General features: G+C 30.3%; 16 protein-coding genes. 6 read left to right on the top strand and 10 right to left on the bottom strand.

The window, feature by feature from the left end; translation table 4 throughout:
• Window positions 1–15 precede the first annotated feature (15 nt).
• The 6 genes from ACNQ2T_RS00550 to ACNQ2T_RS00525 all read right to left on the bottom strand — a co-directional run bounded on the left by ACNQ2T_RS00550 (window position 16) and on the right by ACNQ2T_RS00525 (window position 5,883).
• Entirely contained in the window at window positions 16–516 is a 501-nt protein-coding gene (locus tag ACNQ2T_RS00550) for an adenine phosphoribosyltransferase (RefSeq protein ID WP_416755185.1), read from the bottom strand.
• Between the two features lie 4 nt (window positions 517–520).
• Window positions 521–2,326: a translation initiation factor IF-2 gene (infB, locus tag ACNQ2T_RS00545; RefSeq protein ID WP_416755186.1), complete on the bottom strand. Its 1,806-nt coding sequence runs from the start codon at window positions 2,324–2,326 to the stop codon at window positions 521–523.
• Window positions 2,310–2,597 (bottom strand): YlxR family protein, encoded by a 288-nt coding sequence (locus ACNQ2T_RS00540; RefSeq protein WP_416755187.1) that lies wholly within the window; start codon window positions 2,595–2,597, stop codon window positions 2,310–2,312. Before ACNQ2T_RS00540 ends, infB begins: the two co-directional genes overlap by 17 nt.
• Entirely contained in the window at window positions 2,584–4,263 is a 1,680-nt protein-coding gene (locus ACNQ2T_RS00535; RefSeq protein ID WP_416755188.1) for a NusA N-terminal domain-containing protein, read from the bottom strand. The genes ACNQ2T_RS00540 and ACNQ2T_RS00535 overlap by 14 nt, the downstream gene beginning before the upstream one ends.
• A gap of 9 nt (window positions 4,264–4,272) precedes the next feature.
• Window positions 4,273–4,704: an LSm family protein gene (locus tag ACNQ2T_RS00530; protein ID WP_416755956.1), complete on the bottom strand. Its 432-nt coding sequence runs from the start codon at window positions 4,702–4,704 to the stop codon at window positions 4,273–4,275.
• A gap of 153 nt (window positions 4,705–4,857) precedes the next feature.
• Window positions 4,858–5,883: a S66 family peptidase gene (locus ACNQ2T_RS00525; RefSeq protein ID WP_418035716.1), complete on the bottom strand. Its 1,026-nt coding sequence runs from the start codon at window positions 5,881–5,883 to the stop codon at window positions 4,858–4,860.
• Between the two features lie 281 nt (window positions 5,884–6,164).
• On the opposite strand from ACNQ2T_RS00525, the gene secDF reads away from it, so the two are divergent.
• The 6 genes from secDF to ACNQ2T_RS00495 all read left to right on the top strand — a co-directional run bounded on the left by secDF (window position 6,165) and on the right by ACNQ2T_RS00495 (window position 15,123).
• Window positions 6,165–8,762 (top strand): protein translocase subunit SecDF, encoded by a 2,598-nt coding sequence (secDF, locus tag ACNQ2T_RS00520; RefSeq protein WP_416755191.1) that lies wholly within the window; start codon window positions 6,165–6,167, stop codon window positions 8,760–8,762.
• A gap of 119 nt (window positions 8,763–8,881) precedes the next feature.
• Window positions 8,882–10,147 (top strand): GTPase ObgE, encoded by a 1,266-nt coding sequence (gene obgE / locus ACNQ2T_RS00515; protein WP_418018226.1) that lies wholly within the window; start codon window positions 8,882–8,884, stop codon window positions 10,145–10,147.
• A 176-nt stretch (window positions 10,148–10,323) separates the two neighbouring features.
• Window positions 10,324–11,157 carry an ABC transporter ATP-binding protein gene (locus ACNQ2T_RS00510; RefSeq protein ID WP_416755193.1) on the top strand — a complete coding sequence of 278 codons (834 nt, stop codon included), beginning with the start codon at window positions 10,324–10,326 and terminating at the stop codon, window positions 11,155–11,157.
• A gap of 2 nt (window positions 11,158–11,159) precedes the next feature.
• On the top strand, window positions 11,160–12,617 hold the full coding sequence (locus ACNQ2T_RS00505) for a hypothetical protein (protein WP_418035715.1): 1,458 nt from the start codon (window positions 11,160–11,162) through the stop codon (window positions 12,615–12,617).
• A 147-nt stretch (window positions 12,618–12,764) separates the two neighbouring features.
• Window positions 12,765–14,510, top strand: coding sequence for a threonine--tRNA ligase (thrS, locus tag ACNQ2T_RS00500; protein ID WP_418035714.1), 1,746 nt, complete (start codon window positions 12,765–12,767; stop codon window positions 14,508–14,510).
• A complete protein-coding gene (locus ACNQ2T_RS00495) occupies window positions 14,503–15,123 on the top strand; it encodes a DUF6688 domain-containing protein (RefSeq protein ID WP_418035713.1) in 621 nt (206 codons plus the stop codon). Before thrS ends, ACNQ2T_RS00495 begins: the two co-directional genes overlap by 8 nt.
• 80 nt (window positions 15,124–15,203) lie before the next feature.
• Here the strand turns inward: ACNQ2T_RS00495 and ACNQ2T_RS00490 are convergent, their stop codons facing one another.
• The 4 genes from ACNQ2T_RS00490 to ACNQ2T_RS00475 are packed head-to-tail and all read right to left on the bottom strand — an operon-like array spanning window position 15,204 to window position 21,277.
• Window positions 15,204–15,530 carry a Smr/MutS family protein gene (locus ACNQ2T_RS00490; RefSeq protein WP_416755199.1) on the bottom strand — a complete coding sequence of 109 codons (327 nt, stop codon included), beginning with the start codon at window positions 15,528–15,530 and terminating at the stop codon, window positions 15,204–15,206.
• Window positions 15,518–16,054 (bottom strand): cysteine hydrolase family protein, encoded by a 537-nt coding sequence (locus ACNQ2T_RS00485; RefSeq protein WP_418018022.1) that lies wholly within the window; start codon window positions 16,052–16,054, stop codon window positions 15,518–15,520. Before ACNQ2T_RS00485 ends, ACNQ2T_RS00490 begins: the two co-directional genes overlap by 13 nt.
• Window positions 16,047–16,904: a bifunctional DNA-formamidopyrimidine glycosylase/DNA-(apurinic or apyrimidinic site) lyase gene (gene mutM, locus ACNQ2T_RS00480; protein WP_418035712.1), complete on the bottom strand. Its 858-nt coding sequence runs from the start codon at window positions 16,902–16,904 to the stop codon at window positions 16,047–16,049. The genes ACNQ2T_RS00485 and mutM overlap by 8 nt, the downstream gene beginning before the upstream one ends.
• Window positions 16,904–21,277: a PDDEXK-like endonuclease domain-containing protein gene (locus ACNQ2T_RS00475; RefSeq protein WP_418035711.1), complete on the bottom strand. Its 4,374-nt coding sequence runs from the start codon at window positions 21,275–21,277 to the stop codon at window positions 16,904–16,906. The genes mutM and ACNQ2T_RS00475 overlap by 1 nt, the downstream gene beginning before the upstream one ends.
• Between the last annotated feature and the right edge of the window lie 118 nt (window positions 21,278–21,395).

The following is a 21,395-nucleotide window of genomic DNA, read 5'->3' as shown; positions in this document are numbered from 1 at the left end:
CAGTGGCTGATAGTTTTACATAATTGAATGTATTTTAACGTTTCCAAGAAGTTTAGCACCATCTAATTCAGGAATTGTAGCAAGTACTACTAAATCAGTAACTTCAATTCCTTGATTGTGTAATAAATCAATAATAGCTTTAGTAGTTCCACCGGTAGCTAAAATGTCATCCACAATAACAGCTTTAAGCCCTGGTTTAAGGACTTCAGCTTGAATTTCAAGAGTGTTATTTCCATATTCAAGGTCATAGTTTTGTTGAACTACTTTACCTGGTAATTTACCCTTTTTTCTTACCATAACAAATGGTTTTTTCATCTTGTAAGCAACAGGAGTACCAAAGATAAAACCTCTAGCATCTGGTGCTACAATGATGTCAGCATTTGCTACATATTGACTCATTTGATCAATGACATAGTTAAATGCTTCAGGATCATTAAGTAATGGAGCAATATCTTTAAAGATAATTCCTGGCTTTGGAAAATCTGGAACGTTATTTATAAACTTTTGCAAATTCATATGTCTAATTTACCCTTACATCTTCGTAGAATTCTAAAATGTCGTCTTCAGCAATATCATTAAATCCTTTAATGTGTGTACCGAAGTCTTTACCTTTAACAACTTCTTTAGTGTCATTTTTATCACGTTTAAGTGAGTCAATAACACCTTCGAATACTGTTTTACCAGCTCTAAGGACTTTAACTTTACAGTTAGTTCTTACAGCACCTGAATCACACATACATCCAGCAATTTTTCCAACTTTTGAGTAGAAAAATACTTTCATAATGTGAGCTTCACCAATTTTACGTTCTTCGTAAACTGGAGCTTTTTCACCATCTAGCATTGTTTGACAGTCTTCAATAATCTTGTAAATAACATTATGTACAATTAAAGAAACTCCTGCACTAGCTGCATTTTGCTTAATGTTAGGTGAAACTTTTAAGTTAAAACAGAAAATTGTTGCATTTGAAGCTTTAGCTAGTAGTAAGTCAGTTTCATTAACATTACCAGCACCAGCTGAAATAACTTTAATGATTGCTTCATCATTTTCAAGTAAGTTAATTTGATCTTTGATGGCTTGTGAAGTACCATAAACGTCAGATTTAACAATAATGTTAATAACTTTTTTACCATCAATGTTTTCTTCAACATTACTTTGTGAGTAAAGTAAATCCATTTTATCTGCATTAGCTTTTTCTTGAGCTAATTTCTTAGCAAATTTTTCATCATTAAATCCAATGAAACGATCTCCAGCATCTGGTACATAGTTAAGACCAGAAATAATCCCTGGAGCACCTGGAGTAACTTTATCAATAGCTGCACCATTTGAGTCAAAAATCATTCTAACTCTTCCATAACGAGAACCAGCTACTAAGAAGTCACCTTTATATAAGGTACCATTTTCAACAATAATTGTTGAAACTGATCCAATCCCTTTATCGATACGAGATTCAATAACTGTACCAATTGGGTATCTATTTGGGTTAGCTTTTAAATCTAAAATATCAGCAAGTAACATAATGGCATCAAATAGTTCATTAAGTCCTTCACCTTTCATAGCTGAACCATAAACAATTTGAGTATCCCCACCATATTCTTCAATGAGAACATCATTTTCAGCAAGTTCACCTTTAATTCTGTCTAAGTCTTTATTAGGTTTGTCCATCTTGTTAACGAAAACAATCATTGGAACACCTGCTGCTTTAGAGTGTTCAATAGCTTCTTTAGTTTGAGGCATAACACCATCATCAGCTGCAACAACTAAAATAACAATATCAGTTACTTTAGCACCACGTGCACGCATTTGAGTAAAGGCTTCATGCCCTGGAGTATCAAGGAATGTAATTTTATTCCCTTTATAATCAATTTGGTAAGCACCAGTATGTTGTGTAATTCCACTGCTTTCAGTAGCTACAACATTTGAGTGTCTAATTTTATCAATTAAAGTAGTTTTACCATGGTCAACGTGTCCCATAACTGTAATGATAGGTGATCTACGCACTAAATCTTGTTCATCATCAGTGAAGTTAACTTCATCTAAGAAGTTAGATCCATCAATATTAGTTTCTTTTTGGAAGTCATATCCATAGTCTAAACAAATTTCAGCAATTTGTTCCTCATCTAGAATTGTATTAACGTTGCACATCTTCCCTTGCATGAACATCTTTTTGATGATTTCATTAGCTGAAACATTAATTTTTTCAGCGAAATCAGCAATAGTCATTTTTTCGGTAAAGATAAATACACCATCTTTTAATTCTGTTTTTGTGTTTGATAACTGTTCTTTAATTTCATTTATGTTTGAAATTCTATTATTTTTCTTTGTCATAAAGCACCTCCTTTAATTGTTCCTCTATTTCTATGTAAACTTCAGGACTTATATTTGTCCGGAAAACACGATTTAGAGCTCTGGTTTTCTTTATGTAATTTCAATTTTCTTGTGTAGGGATGAAATAAGCCCCTCTTTTTAGTTTGTTATGATCTAAATCCAATTCAACTAGATTAGTTTCTTTATCAAAGCTAAATCTTACTAATTTATCAATTGGTGTAATAGCATTAGTCGCAATACACTTGCGAGTGTAATTTTTATTCTCAGTCATCATCAACTAGTTCTGAAACATCTAATGAATCAGCTAATCCATAAGATGCTAGATCATCATCAACTTTGAAATCTTTAAGTTGTACTTTAGAATTTTTGAATTCGTTTAGTACTTTCTTAGTTTTAGCATTTGTTTCTTCTTCAGAAACTTCTGTTTTTACTTCATCTAATTCGTCTGAATTTTCTTCACCATATTCAACGTCATATTTTTCAATTTCACTAATGAAATCATAACTGTCAAGGTTATCGAATTCATCTTCAATTTTGATAGCTTCTTCATCGAATAAAGTGTCAAGATCTTGCATGTTGATTGCATGTCTTTTGGCTGCAACTTTTTTCACTGCTTTAACTGTTGGAGTAGCTTCTGGAGCAACTTCATTTCCAAATTCATCTAAGCTGTGGTTGAAATCACTAAATAAGGTATCTGTATCAATGAATGAATCAAGGTTGTTAAGCATTTTGGTTGCTTTTGAATTCTTGTTTCTTTCTGTAGTTTTGAAATAGTGAGTATCAAATTGTTCAGCTTTCTTAAATTCAAATCCTCTTTCGATTGCATCACTAGCTTTAATAACTGTGATTTTAGCATTAGTTAATTTAGAAGCTAAATCAATGTTGATACCTTTTTTACCTATAGCAATGTTGATTTCAGCATCACGAGCAATTGCATAATATTTAACTGTATCTTCTTCGTTTCTAGCAATAACATCTAATACTTTGGCAGGTAATAAAGCATTTTTAATGTATTCTAAGATATCATCAGAATAATTAATTAAGTCAATTTTTTCTCCACCAAGTAAGTCAGAAATAGCATTAATTCTTACAGAATATTCACCTAAAACTGTACCAATTGTATCGAAGTCAAGTTTTCTGTCTGGATTCTTTCTTAATGCAACTTTAGCTCTTAATCCTGCTGATCTTTCGATTGCAACTATTTGTAAGTCACCATTTTGAATTTCAGGGATTTCATTGAATAGTAAGTCAAATAATTCAGTGTTTGAAGTTGTAGATACTTGAACAATACTTAATTTTGAATCTTCGTTAATTGCATCAATATATACAGGGATAAATTTACCTGGTTGTAAGTTAAGTTTTTCATTAACTTTATTTTGTGGTAAAAAGGCTGTAACTTGGTCTTCAAATGAAACATTGTATGAACCATTTTTATTTCTTGTTAAAACTTTAGCATCAACTCTTTTACCTAGTAATTGAGAGTATTTAGCAATAATTTTAGTTTTTTCCATTGCTTTGAATTCTTGTTTGTAATCATTTAAGATTGCAACATTAATTCTGTTTGGTAAGTCAGCAAAGGTAAATGGAATTCTCACCATATCACCAATTTGAACTTCTGGGTTAAATACTTGAGCTTGTGATAAAGGAATGCAAATTAGTTTTTCTTCAGGTGTTTCTTCATTGAATTCGAAATCATCTTCAACTACTTCACCATTTATGTTATACATTCTAACTAATTTATTTTCGTGATCTGCTTCAAGCACAATTTCAGCACCTTTGTCAATGTTTTTAACAAAGGCTCTTTCAGTAGCTTGACGAAAGATTTCCATGATGTCTTCAAATAAGAAATCATTGTGTGTAGCAACTTCTTCAATTAATCTAAATAATTGAAATTCTTCAGAATTGTTAACTTCTGGGGTTGTTTTTTTAGTAGCCATAATGTCCTCTTAAAATTTTATATATTCGCTAATTTCAGATATATTAGCTTTTTCAATCTTGATTTTTCTGATTCTGCCTTTTTGATTTCATTCAACTAGAATATGATCATTTTCAATCGAAAGTAATTTAGCAATTAATTCAGTTAATCCATCAAATGGTTTAATTAATTTAATGTCTAAATATTTATCAATAAATTCATGAATGTTATCAAATGTTACAGATAGGTCTGTTCCTTTAGAAAGCACTTCTAAAGCAAAATCATCTGTGAACCAGCTTTGTGATTCTAAGTAAGTTGAAATTTCTCTTGAAATCTTTTCAACTTCATCTAAATTTGTAGAATCTACTGTGATAGAAAGTGTTTTTCCAAACACTGGATCACTTGTTATACTTGCGTATAAAATTTTAGGAAACTGTTCTTTTAATTTGTTTTCATTAAACATTTTTCCTCCTATGTAAATGATAAAGAGTTGCTGAACCAGCAACTCCTTTCTTTAACAATTTAATTTATGTATATATAATACAATAAAATGTTGAATTTTTATTTAAATATTTATTTTTTTAAGCCTTATATAGTAGATATTTAAGTTTTTTTATTATTTTTCAAACTCAATAATTTGCTTGTTAGCATCAACTTTTGCTTTAATTCCAAATGGAATAATGCATCTTGGAGCTGCATGTCCGATATTGACATTATATAAAACAGGAATATGATTTGGCACAACATTTTTAATAATGTCTTTGTACTCTTCATAGTAAGCTTCATCCTGAGGTTTACCAATAAGAATTCCACTAACTTTATCAAATACTCCATATGACTTTAAAGCCTGTAACATAGTTAAATAATGTTCAGGTGATGATTTAGTTTCAGCTGTTTCTAGCAGCAAAATCTTATTTTCTCATTTGTCTAAAGAAGGAAAGATTTGATATTTTGAAGTTATTTCATATGCGGGTGATTGAGGATCTAAAAAGTTACTATAAATAGATTCAATGCAGCCTCCAAGAATTTCACCTTCAAATTGTGCCTTACCTTGTAATAATTCAAATCCTTTAACATTAGGAAAACTTTCGCGACTAGTATTAAGTGCTGCAGGCCCAAAATCAGTTCTTTCTTTATATCAAGTTTTAGCAGGCGTAATTTCGCTAATTGTGTTTAAGGCAACTAATTGATCAAAATAATGTTTTGTATAAGGTAACATATTGGTATCTACCTCACAAATGTCAGTAAGAAAAGCTTGCCCATAAAATGTTTTTAGCCCTAGCTTATTGAGTAAAAAGTGATTTACTGTGGTATCAGAGAAACCTAAAAAGGCTTTAGGTTTTAAACTATTTGCTAATCTATTTTGCTCCATTAAATATGGAGTTAATAAATAAGTATCAAATCCTCCAATTGCACATAAAATAAGATCAACTTCAGGATCATTAAAAGCACTTATTAAATCTTGTCCACGTGCTTCTGGATGTGCTTTTAAATATTGGATTCCTTTTAAGGCATTTGGCATAATTTTAACTTTAAGTCCCATTTGGCTTAGACGTTTGAGCCCTAAATCTAGTTCATGTTTAACAAATGGTTCTCCTAGTGCTCCACTTGAAAGTGAAACAATTGCTACTGTTTTTATCATATTTCTCCTTGCAATACTTCAATTGTAACAAATTCTAGATTTAGCATCCAAAATATATCAGGCAGCTATAATCTACTAATTTATTTTTTAAACCTAGCATATAGAAATAAAAGTATTTTTGCTAATTATAAAAACAAATAAATGGCTAAAGTATAAAGCCCTTAAGGAGAAAAACTTTTGAACTTATATCACTACAAATAGGGAACTAAAGGTAAAATATGGCCCTTAGCAGCTATATTCATTATGAATATAGAGTTTTTTTGCTAAAATATATACTAGTTATGAAAAAGAGATGAAACAAATTTTTAAAATTAAATAATTTTAAGAGATTGATAATCAGTTTCATCACTATAGTCTCAGCAATATTAGCAATTGTTTTTGGTAGTGTATTCTACATAAATAAAAATGTTAATAAGTCAATTGAGTATGGTGGAGGAATTGAAGTACTTGTTCAAGTTAAGAAAGATGGGCAGAATGCTGATAAACAATTAACTGAACAAGTTAATAGATCTTTATTTGAACGTTTAACTGGTGGTACTGGACTTAATGGTATAACAGTATCCTCAGAAGGTGAAGGAAAAATTAGAATCACTAAGAGTGGAGCTATAACTGATTCACAGCGTATTGAATTCGAAAAAGAAATCGTTGATAAACCTATTTTAACCATAACTAACGCTGACTTACAACCATTGTTTTATGATGGCGTTTTCAAAATAGGAAATCCAATCAACTCTCTTGATGCCAATGGTGGAACTCCAGCCAACTGGATTCCTCCATTCAAGCAAAATTCAGCAGCTGTTTCTTCAAATACCCAAAATGGTAAAACTTCAGTTAATTTAAAACTAGCTGATAAAGATGCCATTTTCCAATGAACCAAAGCAACTGAATATGTTTCTCAGTTACAAGATCACAGAATGTTAATGTGATTAAACATTGAAAAGCTACTTAAGTTAGCTCAAGATAAATATCCAAGTGATTGAGAAGCTTCAGGTCACAACTTATGAAACTTTATTCACGTTAATAACCAACCATACAGTGTGATTATGGGGATTAATGGACAACCTCAAAGAGTACCAAACATTTTAAAAGAACATGAATTTAATGCTAAAGAGTACTTAATTTCTGATGCTAGTGTTAATGGACCATTAAACACTGCAGATGTACAAATTTCAGGAAACTTTACACCACAAGAAGCTGGTGAATTAGCTGGAAAAATTAACTTTGGTCTTAGTGACTATGAGCTAAATGTTCTTTCAAACATTTACTTAAATCCAAACTTAAATTCAAATGCATTTAATTATGCAATGTATGCTGGACTTGTAATCTTTAGCTTAATTTCAATCTTCATGATGGTTAACTATGGATTATTAGGTGCCTTAAGTACAATTTCAATTGCACTATATATATTCTTAACATTATTACTATTTACAGTGCTTCGTGGTGAATACTCACCTGCAACAATTGCTGCTTTAATTATTGGGATTGGAATTAGTGTGGACGCTAACGTTATTACTTATGAAAGATTAAAACGTCAAGTCTACACTGGAGATTCCTTGAAAAAATCCTTTAGAAATGCTAATAAACTATCGCTTTCTTCAATTCTAGACGCCAATGTGACAACTATTATTGTTGGATTTATCCTCTTTTACTTCGGAACTAAGGAAGTAAGAGGATTCTCAGTTACTTTAGTACTTTCTATTCTATTTACCTTACTAGTTATGCTACTATTTTCTAGATTCTTAGCAACTATGCTAGTTAACTCTGGATTATTAGATGATAAGCTTTACTTACTAGGTATTAGAAAAAGATACATTAATAATAAAACTAAACTTGGTGTTGCTGTTGAAAACAACAACTACCTTAAACAATCAAAATGATTCGCTTTAGGATCACTGATCTTTATGTTAGCTGGAATTATAGTATTCGCATCTATATCAGGAGCACATAAAGATATTTGAGCAGGATTTAATCGTTCATTAGAATTCTCAGGGGGAACTAATATTACTATTACTTCTGATATCGGTGGACAATTAACCCAAGCTCAAGCTCAAGCTATTCAACAAGCTTTATTAAACAATAGTCAAGCACTCAACATTCATAATGTTGACTCAATTATTTCGCTAAATAAAGTCAGCTCAACTAGTGATAACTGAGCAATTTCAATTAAGACTGCTCAAGAATTCTCACTAACTGAATTACAAAAGATTAAGGAATTAATTCTAGCTCAAGACTCAGCTCTTAAGATAATAGATTACTCTATTTCATCTACTGAAGCCCAAAAATTAGTGCTTAATGCAGTAATTGCTACTGCCATTGCCTTTGTTGGAATTGTGCTTTACTTACTATTTAGAATGAGCTGAACTTACTCAATTGCAGCTATTATTGGTCTGCTACACGATTTCTTAATGGTTATGGCCTTTATTGTAATTACTAGATTGCAAGTCTCAACCATTATTGTAGCTGCTATGCTTTCAATCCTTGGATTAAGTATTAATGATACTGTAGTTACATTTGACAAAATTAGAGAAACAATTAAAACACAATATGTTAACCAAATTTTAGGAAAAGAAGATATTACTAAAATTGTTAACAGCTCAATTGCTGAAACCTTAAAGAGAAGTTTATATACTTCAGGAACAACTATTTTAGCTATTCTTGTCTTATTATGCTTCCACAATGCCACAGATTTCTCATTTAACATTGTTATGTTATTTGGAATTAGTATTGGGGTATATTCATCAATTTACATTTGTTCATGAATTTGATCTAAACTTGAATTACATCGTCAAAATGTTAGAGCCAAAAGAATTGAAACTGGATATTGAGATATCAACCATCCAGATGAACAAACTTTTGTTGGAATAAACGACTATATCTAATAAAATCAATGAATAAAAACAGCAGATTTTATTGCTGTTTTTATAATCTTGCCAAAACCTTATATAATATAAGCAAGTAGGAAGAAAATAATAAAATAAATCAACCCAAGGAGGGGAATATGGCTAAATTTATCGATGAAGTTTATGTAAACATTCAAGCCGGACGTGGTGGAGATGGAATGGTCTCATTCCGTAGAGAAGCTCACGTTGATAAAGGTGGTCCTGATGGAGGAGATGGTGGACGTGGAGGAAACGTCTACTTCGTTGGGGACAGTGGTAAAAATACACTTCTAGCCTTTTATAAAAACAAACACATTGTTGCTAAAGATGGGATCAAAGGTGGACCTAAAAATCTTTATGGTGCTAATGCTGAAGATACTTTTATCAAAGTACCAGTTGGAACTTTAGTTTACAATGGTAAAAAATTAATTGCTGACGTTATTGAAGCAAACGTTCCATACTTAATTGCCAAAGGTGGTAAAGGTGGAAGAGGAAATACTAAATTCAAGACTGCTAAAAATACTGCACCAAGAATCAGTGAAAATGGAATGCCTGGAGAAAAATTTGAAGCTCACATTGTGCTAAAAATTCTTAGTGATGTTGGAGTGGTTGGTAAACCATCAGCTGGTAAATCAACATTTTTAAATGCTATTTCTAATGCAAAAGCTAAAGTTGCTGATTATGAATTCACTACTTTAGTGCCACAACTTGGAATGGTGCAATTCCATGATGATTCCTTTACTGTAGCTGACTTACCTGGATTAATTCAAGGTGCAGCACTTGGAAAAGGACTTGGAATTCAATTCCTTAAACACATTGAACGTTGTAGAGTTATTGCTCACATTATTGATTTTGGGTCAGAAGAAAAAGATCCAATTCAAGATTTTGAAATCATTAATAATGAGCTTAAATCATACAATTTAAAACTTGAAAATAAACCTCAATTAGTAATTGCAAATAAATCTGATTTAGAAGCTTTTGATGCTCACCTTAAGGCATTTAAGGCTAAATACCCAAATATTGAGGTAGTAACAATTTCAGCAATCTTCCGTGAAAACTTAGATGAAGTTAAAGCTAAATTATGAGACATGATTACTAAACATAATTATGAAACAATCGAAGAAGAGCAAGAAGAAGAAACAGTTATTGAATACGAACCTGACTATGTAATTAAGAATCCATACAAAGGATACTTTGAAATTGAAGGTAAAAAAGTTGAAGAGCTTTACAATCGAATCCCAATTAACACTTTTGATAACTTAGTAAGATTTAACAACATCTTGAAAAAAATGGGTGTATGAGATGAACTAGTTCGTATGGGAATTGAAATTGGAGATACTGTAAGTATCTTTGGATTCCAATTTGAATGAACTGATGAAAGATAATTTTAAATAATTTATAAGGCTGCCAGCACTTGCTAGGTAGCTTTTTTATAAGTTAAATTACTAAAAAGACTACTAGCTAGAATTAAAAGTAATGTGGAACAAAAAAGTTCCATATTTTACATTCTTTTGCCTAATATGCAAAATAAATTTATAATTTAATAGATAAAGGAAATAAAATGAATAATAAGATAGCAAAAGTACAAGAAATATCTCGAGATTTTTTAGCTGACTTAGAAAAACAATCGCAAAAAGTTGAACTCTATCAAGCTGTTAAAACTCGTGAATTCGATTTACCAAAACTCATTACAATACAAAACGTTAGTAAAGAATTTTCACTACGTCATAATAAGAAATTTTATGCTGTTAATGATATGAATCTAACCTTATATCAAGGTCAAAATGTAGCTTTACTTGGTTCAAATGGTGCAGGAAAAACAACAACTGTTGAAATGATAGTTGGAATATCAAATCCAACTAGTGGTCAAATTATTTATAACATGCAAGAAGCTAGCAAAATTAATAATGCTCTTATTGGAATTCAATTTCAAGATTCTTCCTACCCACAAGGGCTAACAGTTAAAGATGTTATTGTTTCAATGAAGAAAATTTATGGATCAGCATTAGATGAAGCTGACATTGAAAACTTAATAAAAATTTTTGGAATTGATGAATTTATTTTCAATAAAGCATCAGCGCTTTCTGGTGGTCAGCAACAAAGATTAAATGCCTTGCTTGCTATTATCCACTGCCCGAAATTGATAATTTTAGACGAATTAAGCACCGGGCTAGATATAAAAATTAAATCTCGCTTAATCCATTTTATTAAGAAGTTTGCAATTGCAAATGAATCTTCAATCTTATTAATTTCACACGATGTCAATGAAGTTGAAATAATTGCTGATCGGATTGTTATTATGCATAAGGGAAAAATCATTTATGATGCATTAAAAGAAGAAACAATAGCTGAATTTGGCTCAGTTGCTAAATGCTTAGATAAATACATAGGATAGATATGAAAAGTAAAAGAATAAAATCACAATCTGAGAATACATTTAATGGTATTTTCTCATTAATTAACATTCACTTTTGAAAAGCCTTTGTAGGGCCATTTTTCGCATTCGGTTATCCTATTATCTTCATTGTTGTTTGTGGGCTAATCTTTAATTATCCAATGATTGCTTCATCTTCATTAACAATTGGCCCAGTTGCAATTGCTTGTGTCTCACTACCTACAGCTATTTTTGAATTTAAGAAGTCAACATTATTAAAAAGAATTGGTGCAACTAAAATAAAGCCTTTAGTGTTTTTACTCTATGTAGCTAGCTATTATTTCATCATAATGTTTCTTTCAGGATTATGAACCTTATTTTTTACTTTTATAATTTTTGGACCTGATTATTTTACTGAAGGAAAAGTGGTTTATAGTAAAGTAATTGGTGGAGTAAACTATCACGTTTCTTTAGCTTCCTTGAAACAAATCTTCCAACAAATTGAAGTTGGAGGCCTTATATATTCATTACTAACTTTAACATTAGTTTCATTAGCTGTTGGGCTCTTTATTGTTTCAGTATCCAAATCTATTTTAATGATTCAAGCTTTAGGTTCTACTTTATTAATTATTTCAATGTTTTTAACTGGTCAAGTATTTCCAATGGTAGCTGTCTCAGAAGTTAAAGGAATGTGATGATTCTCATATATTTCACCTTTTAAATCATCAATTACTCAAAATAAGATGGCATTTGAAGGAAGTGCTTATCTAACTCCTGTTATTCAAATAAGTGGAAAAGAAATCAATTTTGCTGCCAAAGATGCGCCAGCTATCTATGCGCTAAATGATTACATGTCTTACCTTGAATCAGTTGCTAAATATACTCAAGCTTTAAAACGTTTCCCACTACTACAAGGGGATGAAATAAAACCTGAAATTGATCAATTATTGCATCATATGCATAATATTGCAACTAGTGAATTTAATTCAGTTGCATTTGAAAAATATAATATATTTGATGTAAATAAAACTTATTATTCAGTTAACTCACTAAAAACTATTCAACCATTAGTTGTACCATTTGAATCAGTTCTTAACCAAACAGTTCATACTAGTCTAAATGATGTTTTAGCCAGTGGTAAAGGCTTAAATGATAATAATGTCTTATTCTTACAAAACCTTGCTCTAGGTGCTAATGCATCAGTGGCTCGTGAAGGTCAATTCCAACAACTAATTCAAAACTTAAATGCAAGTAACTTAGATCAAAGTACAAATCAAATTGTTCAATGAATTAAAATGAGACCTGATTTTAGCTCTGATTTAAAATCTTATATCCTTATGGGTAATAAAGCTATTAGTCAAGATGATTTAATTCAAATTGGTTCAAAAGCTGAAAACATTATAAACTTAATCTTACCTTACATTTGAAGTGTCCTTCTATTTGGATTATCAGCTAAGTCATTTAAATGATCAACCCGTTAATTTGCGAGCATTGGCTCGCTTTTTTTGTATCCAGATAACTAATTGGTGATAAGATATAAAAAACAAATATTTTAAAGACATTTATCTTACTTTAGTAAGATAGAAAATTAAAAAAGTATTATAATTTCACTAATTTAAGGAGATACAATGAAAGCAAATAAACTTTTAAATCACACAACAAGCCATTTACTTGGTGCAGCAGTTGAAAAACTTTATCCAAATGTTAAATTAGGATTTGGACCTGCTACAGATGAAGGATTTTACTATGACTTCGAATTTGAAACACCATTAAGTGACACAGAATTAGTTAAAATTGAAAAATACATGAAAAAACTTGCTTCACGTAATTTAGTTATGAAACAAGTTTCAATCGATGAATATGATTTTACTAATAAACCTTATAAACAAGAATTATATGATGAACTAGTAGCAGCTGGAAAAAATGTTACTTTCTATGCTCTAGTTGATCCACTTAACAATGAAACAGTTTTTGTTGACCTATGTGCAGGTGGACACGTAGAAGACACTAAGAAAATTAAATACTTTAAGCTTTTATCACTAGCTGGTGCATACTGGAGAGGAAATAGCAATAATATCCAATTAACAAGAATTTATGGTACTTCATGAGAAAGCCAAGCAGAATTAGATGCTTACTTAGAAATCTTAAAAGATAGAAAAGAAAGAGACCACAGAAAAATTGGAAAAGAACTTAAACTCTTTACATTTAACAAATTAGGTGGTCAAGGATTACCATTCTGACTTGAAGATGGAATGTACATTCACAATGAAATAAGAAACCTTGTACTTAAAATGGATAGAAAATATGGATTTACAGAAGTTTTAACTCCTCACTTCGGAGAAGAAGAACTTTATGAAATCTCAGGGCACTTAGCTCACTACAAAGATGATATGTTTAGACCTATTGTAGTTGAAAATGAACGTTTAATTCCACGCCCAATGACTTGCCCTCACCACATTTTATGTTACAACACAGAAAAGCGTTCATACCGTGATTTACCTATTAGATATTCAGAACAATCACAATTATACAGATATGAAAAATCAGGTGCACTTACAGGACTTGAACGTGTAAGGGGTATGTTACTAACAGAAGGACACTTATTTGTTAGAAAAGACCAAATCGCTGAAGAATTCAAATCAATGTACCAATTAATTAAAGAAACTCTTGAAATCTTCAAAATTCAAATTTCTTATGTTTCTCTTTCATTAAGAGACCCTGAAAATAAAGAAAAATACTATGAAGATGATCACATGTGAAATGAAGCAGAAAACCAACTTCGTGAAGTACTTAATGAATTAGGTGTTAAATATGAAGAAAAGATTGGTGAAGCTGCCTTCTATGGTCCAAAAATGGATATTCAAATCTTTACAGCTTTAGGACACGAAATTACTGTTTCTACATTACAACTTGACTTCTTACTACCAGAACGTTTCCAAATTACTTTCACTAACCAAAACAATGAAGAAGAACGTCCAGTTATGATTCACCGTGGATTAATTGGAACATATGAACGTTTTGTTGCTATTTTACTTGAACAAACTAAAGGTGTTTTACCATTTTGACTTGCACCTAAACAATTTACAGTTATCCCTGCTACAAATAATGCAGAAGACATTAAATATGCTCAAGAAGTAAACAAGATTTTATTTAACGCAGACTTTAGATCAAAAATTGATGATAGAGACGAAAGATTAGGTAAAAAAGTTCGTGAAGCTCAAATGTCTAAATCTAAATTCCAAATTATTTTAGGTGAAAAAGAAAGACTAAGCGAAACTATCTCTTATAGAGAATACGGAAAAGAAGAAACTGTGACATTACCATTAGCTGACTTCATCCTACAAATGATGAGATTGAGAGACTCTCGTGGATAAACAAAAAACTGCCACTAAAACAGCTAAAAGAAATTGATATACAACATCATTTTATATTTATTTAACTATCTTTAGCTTATTGCTAATTTTAACTAGTGGTATTATCATCCCTTGAAATGTTTTTATACCTGATTCAAACTACCACTTGCCTCTTTGGGCAAGAATAGTTATGTCAGTGGTTTATGGCTTTAGTGTGGTGATATATGGATTTATTCTAGCTTGAAACAAAAAGCTATCAATTTATCGTTTTTCAAATTATATTTTTATTATCGGAATTGTTTTAACTCTATTTTGAATTCCACAATCTCACAGTGTTAAAGGTCCAGATAACAAAGAAGTTTTTGAAACCAAATGATTAGTTTTCCCATTTGATACAGTATTAGTTTTCTTACTTTGTGCAGTAGCTTATTTGGCTGCTACATTTACGCTAAATGAAAAACTAATGGACAAATTAAGACAAATGTTTGGCAAACAAAAAGCTTTTCTAGATAACAATGATCTAGACTTTAAAGCTAAAGAAGCAGATACAAAAACTTCTGCTACTCAAACCCAAGACCTGGTTGAGAAATTAGATATGACTAAACAAGAAATAGAAAATATTGATAAGAAATAATTCATCCTCCTGGATGGATTTTTCTTATCGCTTTCCAGCCACATTTGCATAAAAAAACACCACAAGGGTGTTAATTAAAATTAGAATTTGTAACCTGTGAAAATATCTTCTAAATCATCTTCATCAAGTAATTCATCTTCGAACTCTTCTTCATCATATAAGCTTGAATTTGAGCCAGAAAAGCAATCTCTTGAGTCTAAATAGTAAGCTGCTCCATCGTTTTGAAGGTTGTATTTAATCTTGTTTTTAACTAAAAAAGTTTCTAAAGCAGCTTTTAGTGTACCTGTACCATTTCCAGTAATAAATAGTACTGAATCAACTTTATTTCTTTTTAGGTCATATAAATGTTTAACAACTTCAATCATAGCTTGTTCTGAAGTTAAACCATGTAAATCTACTGTTCTCATGTTTTTATAATTACTCCTGCGTTTTTTAAAGCTTTTAAGCCTATTTCAGTATACTGTTTAGCATTGTGCTCTTTGCTATCATAAGTAGCAACTGCATCTTGATATACAATAACATTTTTATCTGAATGAATCTTATTTAAATATGTTTTTAAAGTTATTCCTAATTGGAGAATGCAAATGTCAGTGCAGCATCCTACTAGATAAAATTCATCATAAAGATCCCAAATTTTTGCTGGTATATCTCAGAAGGCATTAGTAGTATTCTTATAAACAATTTCTTGTACATAAGGCACTAGTGGTGCCACTATTTCGGATTCAACATCATTGGCTAGACAATGAATTGGGTAAAGTTTCATTTCTAAATCTTCAGCTGAATGGTGATCACAAACGAATAAATTATGATCAAATTCTTGAACAATATTAGCAATGGTTGGGATTATTTTAGCAATGTTTGAGCTTGCTAAAGCTCCTTTATAAGCAAAACCATTTAACATATCAACTACTATGAGCAGTTTTTTATCCATTAATTTCCTTTTGACAATTTGGGCAAAAGCTTGTGCCACGTCCATTTTGCTTATAATCTAATTTTACTTTTTTTATTAAAGAATGTTTACATGTGGAACAAAGCTGTCCATCTTTTCCATAAACTTGCAATTTTTCCTGATAGCTCCCTCTTTTAGAGTTAACGGATACATAAGTATGTACCGAAGAACCACCAAGGGCCACTGAATCATTCATAATATCACCGGCAGCTTGTAATAATTGAGCTAATCTTGCTTTTGAAACTTTATTGCACTTAAGCATTGGATACATTTTAATTCGATATAAAGCTTCATCAGCATAAATGTTTCCAACTCCTAAAACTAAGGATTGGTCAAGTAATACTGCTTTAATACTGATATTTTTATGTTGTAATTTAGCCCATAAAGCATCAATATCTACTTGGTGTGGTAACTTGGCTAAATTTTTAATTTCATAAATGCTACGAGTATCGCTGGAAGGAATAATTTCAAATGAGCCAAACATACGAGCATCATTATAAATCATCACTGTATTATTATCTAAATAGAAATAAATATAGTTATGAGCTTCTTGCATCATTGGATTTATACTGTTTACATCTAGCACAAAGTACTTTCCAGACATTCTAAGGTGTGAAATCATACGAGAATTATCATCAAATGTAAAGAGAATAAACTTCCCGTAATTACATATTTCTTTTATAGTTTTGTTTTTTAAGAAGTCAATAAATTGAACTTCTGAAGCATTCTTAATTAATTTATCCTTTAAAACCTTAATATCTATTATTTTGTGTCCACTAGTTAAGGAATTTAAAGTATTTGTTACAACTGTGACTTCAGGATATTCTGGCATTATTTGCCTCCTTTTTCATTAGTGTTCTTCAATATATCTATAACTTGTTGTAAAGTAACTGCACTTTGACGTTTGTAACCAAGTAACTCAAGAGCAATTTTAGCTAACTCATCATAGTTCACTTCGTTATTAAATTCTTTTGCTTTAGCTAAGAAGTGTTCTCATTCTTTAGGATGTAAGAATCCAATTTCTCTTCTATCATCATCGTATGCAGTCTTAAACTTGATTTCTTGATTATTTAGCCCTGTGTTGTAGGCAAATCCTTGAATAATTTTGAACCTATAGTTATCTAATACTAGATTGATATTTTTAGGGTTTGTATATACTTTTTGGATTAAAACTTTTAATTCTTTAAGTGAAATTACATTAATATGTTCTTGTAAGTATATTGCCTTATCACGGATTAAAGTATTTCTTCTCACTTCTTTTAGGTTAATTAAAGGTTCAAAGCAACTTCTAAAATCTACTTTTGCAACTTGCTCAATGAGGTTTTGTGATTCTAAAGTTTCATTTAAGCGTGGCTTAACTTGTTCAAGTGTAGAAAGGTGTTTTTTAATAAAGTTAGTTAATTGTTCCATTTCCAAGTCTTTATTTTTGAATCAATCAGTTGATCACATACGATAAATAATTCAACCACGACTTTGTAAAACATTACTACGTAAATAATCACGATCTTTAGCAACACGTGAGGAAGCAAATGTTGTTCCATCACATTCAAGCCCAAGCACATACTTGTTTTTCTCTTTGTTATAAATAGCTAAATCAATTTTGAAATCACTAGCTCCAACATTGGTATGTACAATGTAACCTAAATTAGTCAATTCCTGTGCTAATTGAACCTTAAACGCCTGTGTAATAGCACTATTTGAGGCAACACTTTGCACTCCGACTTCAGCATTTTTAAGTATGTCCTTTAAGAAGGCAACTCCACGAGCTGGGCTTTTGTTTGTATCAATATCACTGTATTTTAGTGATGAAACAATAAACATGGCTTCTTTAGCACGTGATGCTGCTACATTTAAACGTTTATATCCAGCGTCTTGGTTAATTGCTCCAAAATTATGTGAAATCTTACCTTCAGAATTTGGACCAAATCCAATTACAAGTAAGATGATATCTCTTTCATCTCCTTGCACATTTTCAATATTCTTAATAAAGAATTTTGTTTTTGATTTAGGGTTTAAGAAAGGCTTGTATTTTTCATTACTATTTAAAAATCTATTAAGATGCTTATCTAAATAGTTAGCCATAGTGATATTAAGAGTAATAACACCAATAGTTTTCTTGTCTCCAAACTTGTCAATAATTTGAGTTAATTTTTTAATTGTTGCATCAGCGTCCTGTGCATTTTCACGATCTTCATAAATACCATTGGTATAAATGAAATTAAGCCCTGTGAAACGATCTCCATTTGAAACACTTGGGAAAGAAACAAGTGTATTATCATAAACATTGGTATTAGATGAATAAATTAATGATTCATATTTTGAACGATAGTGTCATCTTAAAGCAATTGATTTAAGGAATGAGGCACCAGCTGAAAGTATTGATTCATAAGCATCTAAGTCATAGATGTTTTCATCATCAACTTCATCTAGATCAGATTTTTCTTCAAAGAAACTGGTAGGTGGTAATTGCTCAACGTCACCACAAATAATGTATTGATTTGCTCTAAAAATTGAAGATAAAGCATTTTCTGTCTTGATTTGACTAGCTTCGTCAATAATTAAAACATCAAAAGTTGCACTTGAATCTTTTAGGTATGTTGAAACTGAAAGAGGAGACATCATTAAACAACGTTTCATTTGTAAGATAGCATCACTAGCTTCCGACATTACATTTTTAACTGATTTTAGTTTACGTGACTTAGAAGCTTCTGCTTTTAATATTAGGTAACTACGTTCAGTTCCAAGGAAATTAGGAACTTGCTTACTGCAAGCTTCTAAGGCATTGGCATAGGCGTTTTTGTTTAAGATTGCAATATCATTTTGATATCTTTCATGTAAATCTTTTAATTTAACAAAATCGCTTGCTAAATTATTTCTTACTAAAATATTTTTAATATTTCAGTTTGCATATGATCATTTAAATGTATTTACAAATAAGCTGTTGTAGTGACCTGAATGTAAGAAACTTAAATAGTTTTCAAGTCCAAATTCAACTAATTTAATTTCTAAATTATTCTTAGAAACTATTACATAACCATTATTTTGTTCCATTAACAAGGTATCAATGAAATTCATAATTGCATAATAGTTTTCAGCATCTAATTCAACTAAAAAGTTTTTAAATAGTTCAGTGTAATTAGAGTTAATTTCACTAATCATTTCTTGTAATTGAGCAAATGAAAAGCGAGCAACAGGAGCAACTTCTTTAGTATAGTTAACTGCAAAACTAAATTCTGAATCAGTAAAGCTGTTTGCTAAAGTTTCAAAGTTTTTAATTAAGATATCAACTAACACTATATCTTGAATATTAAATTGGAATGTTAATGATGGTAAAATAGTTTGAATCTTATCAAAGATCTTTTGAGCCTTTAAACTAGCTTTATAAAGTTTTTTAGCTTTTCTATAAGAATTATGATGAATTCCAAGACCAAAATCTTGTAAGCTTAAGGCTTCTTTATTAGCTTTATATTGCTTTGAGAAAGCTCTAAAGAAACCATTTTTGTTTTCTTTTAATCATTTTTCTAAATAGCTGATATTTTCTTGATTCATTTTCAAAGTAACTTGATCAAAGCTAAGCAACCTTGTAATTTGTTTATATAATTTTGAAATTTCTTTTAGAGTTCTTAATTCAGAATTAAAGGTAAAGTTATTTTTCTTATTTCAAGTAGTTTTAGTCAAAATAAAAGTAATATTTTTAACCTTTTCAATCTCGCTAAATAACTCATTATTTTTAATAAAAATATAGTCACTATTACCAAGTAAGTAATTAAGTTGGGTTAAGTTATTTTTAAGATTATTTAAGCAGTTAATAATCTTGTTAAAGTCAACTTCACTAGTGTGAATAATTGAAAATCATTTTGAATAGTTGATTTTATTAAAGGAATTTAGCATGCCTTGGTAATTTTTTAGTAAGTCATAGATATCTCTAAGTTCTTCTTCTGAATAACTACGCATAAAACTAAAGGATTCAGAAATAGGCAAGTAGTCCTTAATTTCTAGATAATTATTAAATAAAGTAAATAATGGAACACTATTTTTATCGCTATCTACTAGGATGTTTTCATAGTCATTAATTAATCTGACATATTGAGAAATATTACGATTCATTTCATCTCGAAATGAATTATTTAATTTAGGATAGCTTTTTGTTTCTTCATAGTCAGCAAGTAACTTTTTAGCAAATTCTTTATTGTTATCATCACTATGAAGACGTAGGATAAATTTTTCAAAGCCTTTATCTGCTAGTGTGTTATAAACGACATCAACAGCAGCTGTTTTTTCAGCAACAAACAGAACTCTTTTGCCACGTGACATTAATTCTGTAATGATGTTGCTAATAGTTTGAGATTTTCCAGTTCCAGGAGGACCTTGAAGCACGAAGCTGTGGCCTTGAATTGCAGCTTGAATAGCCTTTTCTTGTGATCCGTCAGATTCAAGACAGTGGTAGTAATTTAAGTAATCAATTTTTTCATCAATATCTTTATCAGAGATAAGTTCGAAATTAAAGTTTTGCATTTGGCCATTTAATTGTTGATAAAATGGTGAAGCATCCAAACGGGACTTGTTTTGAATTAAGTCATTATAAATGCTGATTTTAGAATAAGTAAAAATACCAAAATAAGCAAGCTTTTGAACCTTGAGTTGTTTTTGACCAAAATTAATTTGAATTAGGAGTTGGTTTTCTAATTCAGTTAAATTATCTAGTACTTCATTAAAAGTACTCTTTGCTTCTAAATATTGTTCCAATACTTTAAGTAAGTCAAAATTATATTCAGTTTTAAATTTAAAAGCAAGCGTATAGTTTGGCTCGATATTAGCATAAGAAGCTTCAATAAAATAATCATCTTTTTCACTATTTAATTCTGCGCTAATGCAAAATAATGGTGAATTAAGCAAGTTATCATCGCGATCTTGTCATTTTAAAATTCCAAGAGTTAGATTTAAAATATTTATCCCAGTTTCTTCAATTGAAAGGCGATTGAATTTGATAAATTTGTCAGCCATTTTGCTAAGTTCAGCATCGGCAATATTAACTAGCATAATACTTTGTTTTGCTGTGGCACTTTTAGCATTATTAGTTAATAAAAATGGCCCTTCAGCTGTTTCTTCAATAGCTTCTATAGTTAAATATTTTTCAGGCTTAATTTTGACTAAATTGTTACGTAATGATGTATCAAGTAGTTTATTTAATATATTTTCGAACATAATTCTCCTAGTTAATAGACTTAAATTAAACTTAATTACTAAGTAATTAAAGTTTATCAAACTTTAACTTTTTTACTGAAATTTTAGTCAAAAAAGCATGCTATTTCCACAATTTCCA

Origin of the sequence: Mycoplasma haliaeeti, assembly GCF_048284645.1 — a bacterium.
GTDB lineage: Bacteria > Bacillota_I > Bacilli_A > Mycoplasmatales > Metamycoplasmataceae > Mycoplasmopsis.
Note: the sequence above shows the minus strand (reverse complement) of the source record. Positions and strands in the feature narration are given on the sequence as shown.